General features: G+C 64.2%; 8 protein-coding genes. 7 read left to right on the top strand and 1 reads right to left on the bottom strand.

The window, feature by feature from the left end; all coding sequences use genetic code 11:
- The first annotated feature begins 162 nt into the window (after positions 1–162).
- From U1769_RS14300 to U1769_RS14270, 7 genes are all read left to right on the top strand, one after another.
- Complete coding sequence (locus U1769_RS14300) at positions 163–831, top strand: DUF2291 family protein (RefSeq protein ID WP_332717160.1); 669 nt, start codon at positions 163–165, stop codon at positions 829–831.
- Positions 824–2,380 (top strand): sugar ABC transporter ATP-binding protein, encoded by a 1,557-nt coding sequence (locus U1769_RS14295; RefSeq protein ID WP_332717157.1) that lies wholly within the window; start codon positions 824–826, stop codon positions 2,378–2,380. The genes U1769_RS14300 and U1769_RS14295 overlap by 8 nt, the downstream gene beginning before the upstream one ends.
- An 8-nt stretch (positions 2,381–2,388) precedes the next feature.
- Positions 2,389–3,447 carry an ABC transporter permease gene (locus tag U1769_RS14290; RefSeq protein WP_332717154.1) on the top strand — a complete coding sequence of 353 codons (1,059 nt, stop codon included), beginning with the start codon at positions 2,389–2,391 and terminating at the stop codon, positions 3,445–3,447.
- 2 nt (positions 3,448–3,449) lie between these two features.
- Positions 3,450–4,337: a DeoR/GlpR family DNA-binding transcription regulator gene (locus U1769_RS14285; protein WP_332717152.1), complete on the top strand. Its 888-nt coding sequence runs from the start codon at positions 3,450–3,452 to the stop codon at positions 4,335–4,337.
- Positions 4,334–5,317, top strand: coding sequence for a D-ribose ABC transporter substrate-binding protein (locus U1769_RS14280; protein WP_332717150.1), 984 nt, complete (start codon positions 4,334–4,336; stop codon positions 5,315–5,317). The genes U1769_RS14285 and U1769_RS14280 overlap by 4 nt, the downstream gene beginning before the upstream one ends.
- A gap of 7 nt (positions 5,318–5,324) precedes the next feature.
- On the top strand, positions 5,325–6,305 hold the full coding sequence (locus U1769_RS14275; protein WP_332717148.1) for a sugar phosphate isomerase/epimerase family protein: 981 nt from the start codon (positions 5,325–5,327) through the stop codon (positions 6,303–6,305).
- A gap of 83 nt (positions 6,306–6,388) precedes the next feature.
- Entirely contained in the window at positions 6,389–8,599 is a 2,211-nt protein-coding gene (locus U1769_RS14270) for a beta-glucosidase (protein WP_332717146.1), read from the top strand.
- A 383-nt stretch (positions 8,600–8,982) separates the two neighbouring features.
- On the opposite strand, the gene U1769_RS14265 is transcribed toward U1769_RS14270, so the two are convergent.
- The gene (locus U1769_RS14265) at positions 8,983–11,997 is read right to left on the bottom strand and encodes a TonB-dependent receptor (RefSeq protein WP_332717143.1); all 3,015 of its coding nucleotides are present in this window, start codon (positions 11,995–11,997) and stop codon (positions 8,983–8,985) included.
- Positions 11,998–12,007: the final 10 nt, after the last annotated feature.

Here is a 12,007-nt window from a genome sequence, read left to right as displayed (position 1 = left end):
AATGGTTTCGTTTTCTGCGCTTCCGGGTTTGCCGCATTTGACAGAAATTTGCCTTTTGGCGGTAGATGGGTTTGACAACGAAGGGGATGACCGGCATCTCTGCGCGGGCAAAGTGAAAAAGTTCGAAGCAAATGCGTCAATCCAATGGCGCTGGGAGGGATGTTGGGACGCAGCGCATATCGACGCGGGAAGACAGCGGCGGCTCTGTCGGCGTTCCTGGCCGGCGCGTGCCTGCTTGGCGGCTGCAAGGTGCTGACGATCGAAGAGGACCGCGCGCTGCGAGCACGGCGCGGCGCGGATTTCGACGCTGCAAGCTATGTGAAAGACATCTGGGCGCCCCGAGTGCTGCCCACCATCGTGCAGACCGCCGTGCCCATCGGAGCGCTGCTTCCCGCCGTGGATGCAGGCCTTGGCCGGGCCGGTACGAGGCTCGGGCGGCAAGTAGGCGACGGATCGGCCTGGACGTTCGTGGTGAAAGGCGTCGGTCAGGTTCGCTCGATCGACACAGCGACACGCCAGGGCGGAATCGATCTCACCCTGGATGGCGCCTCGGGCGACCGGACCGTCCGCTTGCAGGTCGGGCCGGTCGTGTCGGGTAGTGCGATCCGCGATGCGCTGCCATTCGTCGCGTTTGACGATTTTTCCGATCAGCTCGCCTTTGCCGATCTCGGTACCGCGCTGACGAACCGCGCGCTTGCCGCCATACGGCCGCAACTATCGCGCCTTCGCCCGGGTCAGCATATCCGCTTTGTCGGCGTCGTGAATTTGCGCGACGCCGGTGACCCGCTGGTCGTCACGCCCGTCGAGATCGGAGCGGGCGACAATGACTGACGGTCCGGCACCGGCGGTGTCCGTGCCGCTTCGCGCGGAGCGGATCGTCAAATCCTATGGCGTGACGCGCGCGTTGCGTGGCGTCGATTTCGACGTGCGCGCCGGCGCCGTCAACGTCCTGATCGGCGAAAACGGGGCGGGCAAATCCACGCTGATGCGCATCCTCGCCGGGGTCGAGCAGCCGGACGGCGGGCGGCTGCTGCTCGACGGGGTGCCTGTGGCCTTTGCGTCGGTCCGCGATGCGGCGAAGCGTGGCATCGGCATCGTGTTTCAGGAACTCAACCTCTGTCCCAACCTGTCAGTGGTGGAGAATATCTTTCTCGGCCGCAGTATCGTGCGGGGGCTGAGACTGGACCGGGAGGCAGAGCGTGTCCGCGCGTCGGCGGTGCTCGTCCGGCTCGGCGCGGCGATCGACCTGGACACACTGGTCGGCGACCTGCGCATCGGCCAGCAGCAGATCGTTGAGATCGCCCGCGCCCTGGCGGAGGATGCCCGCATCCTGATTCTCGACGAACCCACCTCCGCGCTCAGCGAGAGTGAGGTCTCGACGCTGTTCCAGGTGATTGCTGACCTGAAGCAAGGCGGCGTCGGCATCGTCTATATCTCCCACCGGCTGGAGGAGCTGATGCGGATCGGAGACCAGATAACGGTGATGCGAGACGGGGCCGTGGTCGCTTCCGTGTCTGCCCACGAAGCTTCAGTGCCGTGGATCGTCGAACAGATGCTGGGTGAGGCGGGCGTGCTCGCCGCGCGGCCGCGCATCGGGGTAGTCGGCGCGCCCGTCCTCGAGATCCAGGCCGTGTCAGTCCGCCGTCCCGACGGCTTTCCGCTCGTGGACAATGTGTCGCTCACCCTGCGCGCCGGAGAAGTCGTCGCGATCTACGGCTTGCTGGGCGCCGGACGGACCGAACTGTTCGAATATGTTCAAGGCGCGCGACGCGGGGAGGGGGCGGTCCGGCTGAACGGCGAGCGCATTGATGCCTTGTCGATCGCCGAACGCATCGATCGCCGGCTGCTGCTGGTGCCTGAGGATCGGCAGCGCGAGGGATTGTTCCCCAATCTCGCGGTAGGCGGCAATCTCGGTTTATCCTTCCTCGCGCGACTGGCCCGGCGCTGGGTTATCTCGCGTCCCGCCGAAGGGCAGGCGATCGATCGTATGATCGCCCGGCTCGGCATCAAGGCACCGTCTGGCGAGACGCCGATCCACGCCCTCTCCGGCGGCAATCAGCAGAAAGTCGTGATCGGGCGATGCGTGATGCGCGAACCGGCCGCGATCCTGCTCGATGAACCCAGCCGGGGCATCGACGTCGGCGCACGCAGCGAGGTGTTCGAGACGATGCGCGGCCTGTCGGCGCAGGGAATCGCGGTTGCTTTCACCACGTCCGATCTGATCGAGGCGCTGACCATCGCTGATCGCATCGTCGTCATGGCCTCCGGGCGGGTGACGGCAGACGTTGCGGCCGACGATGCCGACCGGACGATGCTGGTGCAGGCCTCCAACGGCATTTCCCACCATCATGCGCCGCTTGTCGCGCAGATGGCGACCTGAAGGCGATCATGGCGACCCTGTCCTCCTCGACTGCATCCGACGCGCCGCCACCAGCGACGCGCGGCGATGCCGGCGTCCTGGCACTGCTCATCCGCCTGCGCGCACTGGTCGCGCTGATTGTCGTGCTTGTGTTCTTCTCCGTCCTGGCACCGAATTTCCTGTCGGTCGGCAGCCTGCTGATCATGGCCAAGCATATCGCGATCATTGCCGTGCTCGGGATCGGGATGACCTATGTGATCCTCACCGGCGGTATCGACCTGTCGGTCGGCTCGATCGCGGGCCTGTCGGGCATGGTCGCGGGTGCGCTGATCCTCAACGGGCTGACGATCCCGTCGCTCGGCTGGGTGATCTATCCCAGCGTCCCGCTGGTCGTGCTCATCGCCGTCCTGCTCGGCGGGCTCATCGGCATGATCAACGGGACGCTCGTGACGCGCTTCGGCGTCGCCCCGTTCATTGCCACGCTCGGCATGCTGTATGTCGCGCGCGGCGCGGCACTGCTGCTATCCGACGGGACGACTTTCCCCAATCTCACCGGCAGCCCTGACTATGGCAATCAGGGATTTCCCCTCCTCGGCGCGAGCCGCATCATGGGCATTCCCGCGCCGGTCCTGATCGTCGTCGTGCTGGCAGCACTGGCCGCGTTCGTCGCCGCCCGCACACCGTTTGGACGCTATGTCTACGCGGTCGGCGGCAACGCGCGGGCAGCGTTGCTGTCGGGCGTACGGGTGCCGCGGATCAAGACCGCTGTTTACGTCATATCGGGCATGTGTGCCGCGCTTGTCGGGCTGCTCGTCGCCTCGGACCTGGTCGCGGCGCATCCGGCGAGCGGGGAGACGTTCGAGCTGAGCGCGATCGCAGCCGTGGTTCTGGGCGGGGCCTCCCTGGCCGGGGGGCGCGGCACGATTGGCGGCACGATGATCGGCGCCTGCGTCATCGGCACGCTGGGCGACGGCATGGTGATGATGGGGGTGAGCGAGTTCTGGCAGATGGTGATCAAAGGTACGGTGATCGTGGCTGCCGTGGTACTCGATCAGCTTCAGGGCCGACTGGGCGGCATGAAGGGTTGAGGATGACCATGGCACGGCAGCGCAAAACAAGAGCCGACGGGGCGCAGGCGGAAACCGGGAAGGCGGCGGCGATCGCGAATGCCGCGGTCAAGACGGCACGCGGAGTCTTTACGGCGTCGGGCAGTTCGCTTCTGGGCGAGCCGCGCCGCATGAAGATGCTGGCCTGGTTTCAGGAGGTCGGCAGCGCGCGGGTCCGCGATCTGGCCGAAGCCTTCGCCGTCTCCGAGGTGACGATCCGGCAGGATCTCGAGCGACTGGAGACGGAAGGGCATATCGTCCGCGAACATGGCGGAGCCTATCTTAAATCGGTGCCGCAGCAGGTCCGGGCGATGGCACTCCATCATCTCGTCAACATGGACGCCAAGCGCCGCATCGGTCGGGCCGCGGCAGCGCTGGTGGAGGATGGCGAGACGATCATTCTCGATTCAGGGTCGACGACGACCGAGCTGGCGATGAACCTGGCGGACCGGCAGCACCTGACCGTTATCACCAACGCGCTCAACATCGCGCTCGTGCTCGGCGCGATGCCGACCTGCACCGTCCACATGCCGGGCGGGCAGTTCAAGGCGCCGACGCTGTCCTTGTCGGGCGAACGCTCGGCCGACTATTTCACGGGCCTGTTCGCGCAGAAGCTGTTCCTGGCGACGGCGGCGGTGTCGTTCGAGGCGGGGCTCACCTTTCCCGCGCTCGCCGACATTACCGTCAAGCGGGCAATGATCGAGACGGCGTCGCGCGTCTACCTGCTCGCTGACTCAAGCAAGATCGGCAAGACGTCCTTCTCCTCGCTCGGCGGGATCGAGAACATTCATGTGCTGATCACCGACAGCGGCATCCGCGACGAGGATCATCGCGCCTTCGTGGCGGCAGGAATCGAGGTATTGATCGCATGACGGCAGCGCGCTCCCGGATCCTGCTGATGGCGGGAGTGCTGATCGCGGCTCTGGCCGCGGTGTTGCTCGTCATGATTCCGTCCGCGAGCAAATCGAAGCTGATCGTCATCATCACGCCTTCGCTCGACAATCCGTTTTTCGGGCAGGAGGCGCTGGGCGCCGAGGAGCGCGCACGCGCGCTCGGCTACGAGACGCTCAAATTCTCGCACGGCGACGATGCCTACAAACAGAGCGAACTGATCGACACCGCGATCGCGCGCAACGCAGCCGCGATCATCCTGGACAATGCCGGCGCCGATGCCAGCGTCGCGGCCGTGATGCGGGCCAAAAGCGCGGGCGTCCCGGTCTTCCTGATCGATCGCGAAATATCGGCGCGCGGCGCCGCGACGGTTCAGATCGTCTCGAACAACTATCAGGGCGCGACGCTTGGCGCGCTGGCGTTCGCTGGGGCGCTGACCGAGCGCGGCAATTATCTGGAGCTGGTTGGACGCGAATCCGACACCAACGCCAAGATCCGCTCGCGCGGGTTCCACGACATCCTCGACCAGTATCCGGCTCTGAACATGGTGTCCCGCCAGAGCGCCAACTGGGATCAGGCCCAGGCATTCTCCGTCACTCAGTCAGTCCTTCAGGCGCATCGCGACATCAAGGGCGTGATCGCCGGCAACGACACGATGGCTCTTGGCGCGATCGCGGCGCTGGAGAGTGCCGGCCGTGCCGATGTGACAGTCGTCGGCTTCGACGGATCGAACGACGCGCGCGACGCGATCCTTTCCGGCAAGATGCGCGCGACCGTGCTGCAGCCGGCGAGGCGCCAGGCGCAGTTCGCGGTCGATCTTGCCGATCGCTTCCTGAAGACCGGCACGACCGGCCGCCCGGAAAAGCTGCTGATGGACTGTTTCCTGATCGAGCGCGCCAATGCGGCACAGCTCAAGGATTTTGCGCTGGCTTCCCGGCCGGCTTCCCCCCGCACCAATTGAGGCAAGCATGAGCACCAAGCAACGATACGGCGCCGGAATCTGGCATTTCGCTACTTATGTCGATCGCTATGCGACGGACGGCTATGGCCCGCCGCGTACGCTGCTGGAGATGATCGATCTTGCCGGCACGGTCGATGACCTGTCGGTGGTTGACATCAATTATCCGTTTCCGGGCGGCAAGGTCGAACTGGGGGACATCGATGCCGCGTTGAAGCGCAATGGCCTGTCAGTGATCGGCATTACGCCCGAAATCTATACAAGGCAGTTTGCCAAGGGCGCGTTCACCAATCCCGATCCGGGCGTCCGGCGGCTCGCCAACGAGATATGCAACGAAGCTGCCAACATGGTACGCCACTTCGGCGCCGACTATGTGAAGCTGTGGCCTGGACAGGATGGGTGGGACTATCCGTTTCAGGTCGATCACAAGGCGCTGTGGGCGATGTCCGTCGATGGCGTGGCTGAACTCGCCGCGCAGAACCCCGACCTGAAATTCGTCATCGAATATAAGCCGCGCGAACCGCGCGTCCATATGAGCTACGACTCAGTGGCGCGCACGCTGCTCGGGATCGAACGGATGGGCGCGCCAAATGTGGGCATCCTGCTCGATTTCGGTCACTCGCTCTATGGCGGGGAATCGCCTGCCGATGCGGCGCAGCTGGCGATCGATCACGGCCGGCTGTTCGGCATGGACGTCAACGACAACATGCGTGGCTGGGATGACGACATGATCGCCGGATCGGTCCATCCGATCGAGTTGTTCGAATTCTTCTACACGCTGCGCAAGAATAATTGGGAAGGCGTCTGGCAGCTCGACCAGTTCCCGTTCCGCGAAGACTCCGTCGCCGCCGCGAACAGCGCGATCGGGTTCCTCAAGCGCATCGAGCGCGCGCTCGACCGGCTTGATTTCGACGCGCTTCAGGCTGCCCAGCTACGGCAGGATGCGGTGGGCGCCCTGAATCTCGCGCGCGACGCGCTGTTCGGCGACTGATCCGTCATCCCCTGATCTGCCGTTCATCGCGAGTCCGCGGCCGCACTGGGTACCCTCGACCGTAATCGATTTAGGAGCATGCAATGGCCGTTCGGTCCCTCCCTCTCACTGTGTCCATTGCCATTGCATTGACGGTGCAGGCCGCCGCAGCGCAGCAGGTCTCATCCAGGGAGCTTGCCCAGACCGAGGCGGCGGCGGATCGCTGGGCCGCCGAGACCGAAGCGAAGATGACCGATGACGAGCGGTTCTCGGTCATCCATGGCTTCATGGCACTGAGGCTGCCCGGCTTTGGCGACAATGCCGCCCCCTGGCCGGCGGATGTCGTACCGGGCGCGGGTTATATTCCCGGGGTACCGCGCCTGGGTGTGCCGTCGCTGCGGGAGACCGATGCGAGCCTCGGGGTCACCAATCCGTTCGGGGTACGCAAGGGCGACAGCGCGACGGCGCTGCCGGCCGGCCTCGCGCTGGGGGCGACGTTCAATCCCGACCTTGCCTATCGCGGCGGCAACCTGGTCGGAAAGGAAGCGCGCGCGCGCGGATTCAACGTCCTGCTTGGCGGCGGCATCAACCTCATGCGCGATCCGCGTAACGGCCGAAATTTCGAGTATGTCTCTGAAGATCCGCTGCTGTCGGGGCTGATGGGCGGTGCGGCGATCAGAGGGACGCAGGACGCCGGCGTGATAGCGACCACCAAGCATTTCGCGCTGAACTCCAATGAGACCAACCGCCACGTGTGGAATGCCGTGATCGGCGAGGCGGCACACCGCGAAAGCGATTTGCTTGCCTTCCAGATCGCGATCGAGACCGGTCGGCCGGGATCCGTGATGTGCGCCTATAATCTGGTCAATGGCGACAAGGCGTGCGGCAACGATCACCTGCTCAACACTGTCCTCAAGAAGGACTGGGGTTACAAGGGATGGGTCATGTCCGATTGGGGCGCCGTCTCGGGCCCCGATTTTGCGATCAGGGGCCTCGACCAGCAGTCGGGCGACCAGCTCGACAAGCAGATCTGGTTTGATGCACCTCTCAAGGCAAAATTGGCGGACGGAAGCTTCAGTCGCTCGCGCCTCTCCGACATGGTGCGCCGAATCCTGCGCTCAATGAAGGCGGTCGGCGTTACTGACTGGGTCGCTCAGGCACCCGTCGATATGGCGGCGCACGCCGCCGACGCACTGGAGGTCGAGCGCCAGGGCATCGTCCTGCTCAAGAATGACGGGGTTCTGCCCATCCTGGCTGGCGCCAAGTCCATCGCGGTCATCGGCGACAAGGCGCATGTCGGCGTCCTCTCCGGAGGCGGGTCGTCGCAGGGGCTGCCGCCCAAAGGATGGGCTGCAAGCGATCCGATTGGGGGGACCGGACAGATGGGCGCGTGGCGCGTCGCGCGGTGGTTTGCCGGCGCACCCGTCGATGCGTTGCACAAGGCCGTGCCGCAGGCGAAGGTCGAATTCGATCCCGGCCTCTATCCGCAGGCAGCCGCTGCCACTGCCGCCCGCGCTGAAGTGGCGGTGGTGTTCGTCAATAAATACGAGATCGAAGGCTTCGACTCTCCCGATCTCAGGCTTTCGGGCGGACAGGACGCGATGGTGGAGGCAGTCGCCGCGGCCAATCCCAACACCATCGTGGTGCTGGAGACGGGCAATCCCATCGCCATGCCATGGCGTGACAAGGTCAAGGCGATCGTCGCTGCCTGGTATCCCGGACAGGAAGGAGCTCAGGCGATTGCCGAAGTCCTGACCGGAAAGGTCAATCCGTCCGGACGCCTGCCGATCACCTTCCCCGACACCGTCGAGCAGCTGCCGCGTCCGACGCTGCCGGCCTTCGGCACACTGGAAGACACCCCGGTCACCGTCGAAATGAACGAAGGCGCCGATGTCGGGTATCGGTGGTTCGCCAGGAAGGGGCTCGCCCCCATGTATGCCTTCGGCTACGGGCTGAGCTATACTGACTTTGCCTATTCAGGCCTTAGCGTGACGGGTGGCGAGACCGTCACTGCCCGGTTCACGGTGCGCAACACGGGCAAGCGCGAAGGCGCGGACGTGCCGCAAGTCTATCTGCAGGCGATTGACGGCGGGGCAACGCCGCGGCTGCTCGGGTTCCAGCGTGTCTCGCTCAAACCCGGTGAAAGCCGCACGATCACCGTTGTCGCTGATCCGCGGCTGCTCGCAGACTACGATACTGCGGCCGGACAATGGAGGATCAGACCGGGTGCCTACACCATCGCGCTCGCCAAGTCGGCGACCGATCCGGTACAGGTAAGGGCTGTGCGGCTTCGCGCCCGAACGTTCGGGAAGTAAACGGCGGGACACGCGCCGCAGTCACGGGGGTCGCGCCGAGCGTTCAACTCGTCGGGGTATCGAAACGATGGATTGTCGGCCGATCATTGCGCCCGCTACGCCGCGGCGCGGCGCGATGATCGTATCGAAAGTCGAGTTGACCCGGTCTGCATTTCCGGCCCGCTGGTCCAAGAACGGGGTGCGGCTCGATATCGCTGCGTCGCTCAAGCAGATGTGTCTCGCCACAGTGGTGCACCCCGCCAGTGTACCCCAACAACCTCACCGTAATACACCGTGTCCCATTGCTTTCGCTAGTTTGTGCCGCGGTCAGCGTTTCATTAGAGGTGTCGGAACCGCAAGCCAGACTAATGCAAGCTTGCTTTCCCGATTCTCGATCTATCGCGCTAGAACCGCATGGTGGCACCAAAAGCTACTGTTCGGCCGCTCACGGTATTCGTCATCACCCGCTTTGCGGTTCCGTCGGCATATTGGACGATGGGCTCGTTGGTGATGTTTATCGCCTCCAGCGTTAGCTTGAACTGAGGCGTCAGATTGACATAGGCGGACGCGTCGAAGTTCACCGAACCCTTGATATATTCACCGATGTTGCCGTTGCCGCCATCGCTCCAGCGGTAACGCGAGCGCGTCGCGACGGATCCTCGCATGCCCCAGCGATCGGTGTCGTAATAGAGGGTGGCATTGGACGAGAATTTCGACAGCGTCGGCAACGGCAGGCGAACCGCGACGCCTGAATAGAAGACATCGGTCGATCCGTCCGCGACGGTGACGTTGCCGAGCACGCCAAGCTTGTCGAATGGGGCGGGCAGGAAGTCGAAGTCGCGCTTTGCAGCGATTTCGACGCCCTTGATCGAGGCGCCGGGGCCGTTGACCGGGCGGGTGTAATTGACCAGCACCGCAGGATCCACGCCTGTGGGGAGCAGGGACAGCGGATACCCCGTGCTGTTATACGCGACCAGCCTCGTCTCGGAGGTGATGTACGATTCCATGTATTTGTAGAAGACGCCGATCGCCAGCGATCCGCGCTTTCCGTCGTAATATTCCAGGGATCCTTCGGCCGAATTGGCGATGAAGGGCGCGAGGCCTGGATTGCCGGCGGCAATCGTCCCGCCGAACGAGGCGAGGTTCAGCGTGCCCGCAGCACGCATGTCGCTCAGCGCGGGGCGGCTTAGATTGCGATTGCCGCTCAGGCGAAAGACCAGCGAGCGACTGAGGTCGAACGCCAGGTTCGCGGCCGGCAGGAAGCCATGATAGCTTCGCTTCACCTCGACCGGTACCAGATTGGTGCCGACCAGCGCCGATCCCGACGAGCTCAGGTCGGTATGGTAATAGCGCACGCCGAAATTGGCGCGCACTCCGACGCCGCCGAGCTGTGTCTTCAGATCATATTGAAGAAAGGCGCCGTAGCTCTGCTCGAGAATGTCATAGCTGGTGCCGGTGACGGTCTTGCTCGCGTCCAGGGTCGTGCTCTGGCCCAGCAGGGCATAGGTACCCAGCACGTCGCCGACGACATAGGGGGCAAGCGTGCTGTCCGATAAAACGCTGGTCGGCACGTCCGGAATACCGGGCTTGTTCTCGTAGCTGGGCGCGACCTTGCGTTGCCAGCCGCTATTTTCGAAACGCTTGAATCCGACGCCCGCCCTGATCGTCGAAGCACCGCCGATGCGCCAGGCAAGGTCCGCCTTGCCGTTGTAGAATTCGCTCTCGATCCGGTCGGAACGTGTCTCCAGGCCTTGCAGGTCCCATTGCGACGCGTCGCTTATGTCGAAGCCGTAGCTGTTGGTCGGCGACCCGGTATTCAGGCCCGAAAACGCGTAGCTCTTGTCGACGGCTTCCAGATATACCTGGGCATATTGCGAGTCGAAGGTGGATCGCGACCAGCCGCCGGTAAGGTTGAGCGTCAGGTTGCTGCTCAGATCGGTGTGGCCGTTCAGGGCGGCCTGCCAGAAGGTCGTCTGATCCCCGGTGATCTTCGATTCCGTGCGCAGATCGACGTGATCGAAGGATGCGCCGACGATATCGTTATATCGGTCGAAGGTGACACCGGTCAGGACCTGGGTCCCGGTGATGTTGTTGGCGGAAACGCCATTGGTGCCGGCCGCCCCGATCACGCCGGAACGGCGATTATTGTTCAGCTTGCCGTATAACAGGTCGAGCGTGAGGTCGGTACGATCATTGGGATGATATTGCAGAGCCGTGGTGACGCCGAGCCGCTCGCGCTTGTTGAAAAAGGTCGCGTAGGTCTGCGCGCGGCTGTTCCAGATGCGGTTGGCCCCGGTCGCGTTGACCAGCAAGGCGCGGTCTGCCGCTGAGACGTTCGGGCCGACATTGGCAGCCCCGAAATTGATCTGCGACCAGTTCCAGTTGCGATAGCCGAATTCGACCGTCTCAGCGGTGCTGTATGCGACCGAGGCAAGGACGCCGAAAGCGCCCCAGCGATCCGATATGAGGCCGACCAGCCGGGGCGTGAGGGTATTGGTATATTGATTGGCCTGCCCCTTGGCGGACGCCACGGCCGTAAGCCCCGCATAATCGAACGGCTTGGCCGTGCTCAGGCCGACAGTGCCGCCGATGCCGCCCTCGTCCTGCGCCGCCGCATAGGATTTCTCGACGATCACTTGATTGAAAAGCTCGGACGCGAAAATGCTGTAATCGAACGCGCGGGAGCGGCTCACCGATGATCGGCTGTCCAGCCCCGACGACGTGTTGGTGAGCACCTCCATGCTGTTCAACTGGGTGCGGGTGAAATCCGCTCCCAGACCGCGAAGCGATATCTGCCGACCTTCGCCGCTGTCGCGCGTGATGGCAACGCCAGGTATGCGCTGCAGGGCTTCGGCGAGGTTCTGATCGGGAAATGCCGCGATGTCCTGCGCCAGGATGACGTCCTGCGAGCCGGTCGCCGCCCTTTTGATCTCCAGAGCCTTGGCAAGGCTCTGGCGATACCCGGTGACGACGATGTCGGTCCCGCCCTCGGCCGATGAATCCGGCTGCGTCTCCGGGTCTGCCCCGGCTTGTGCCCCCACTGCGTTGGCTGCGGCAGGTGGGGCCGACAATTCTGCGGTTGCGTAGCGCATGCGCCGCACGACCGTGACCGTGCCGCCCACGATCCTTCCGTCCAGGTCGCTTCCCGCGATGAGCTTCGCAAGGGCCTCCTCGGCCGTCATCTGCCCGCGCAAGCGCTGACTGCGCGCTCCCTCCAGGAGCGACGGCGAGGTCGCCAGTTGCAGCCCCGTAAGCCTCGAAAAGGCGAGCAGCGCGGCTCCAAGTCCCTGCGCCGGCATGTCGAACTTGAACTGCCGTGGCGCTGGCGACGCTGCATGCGCCACGCCCGGCACGCCGACAAAGCCGGACATCACGGCAGAGCTTAGCAGAATGTGCGACATATGGATTTTGCGGAACATGTTTCCCCCC

The organism is Parasphingomonas zepuensis (assembly GCF_036663735.1).
Classification (GTDB): Bacteria; Pseudomonadota; Alphaproteobacteria; order Sphingomonadales; family Sphingomonadaceae; genus Sphingomonas.
This window is presented reverse-complemented; position numbering and strand designations above follow the sequence as displayed.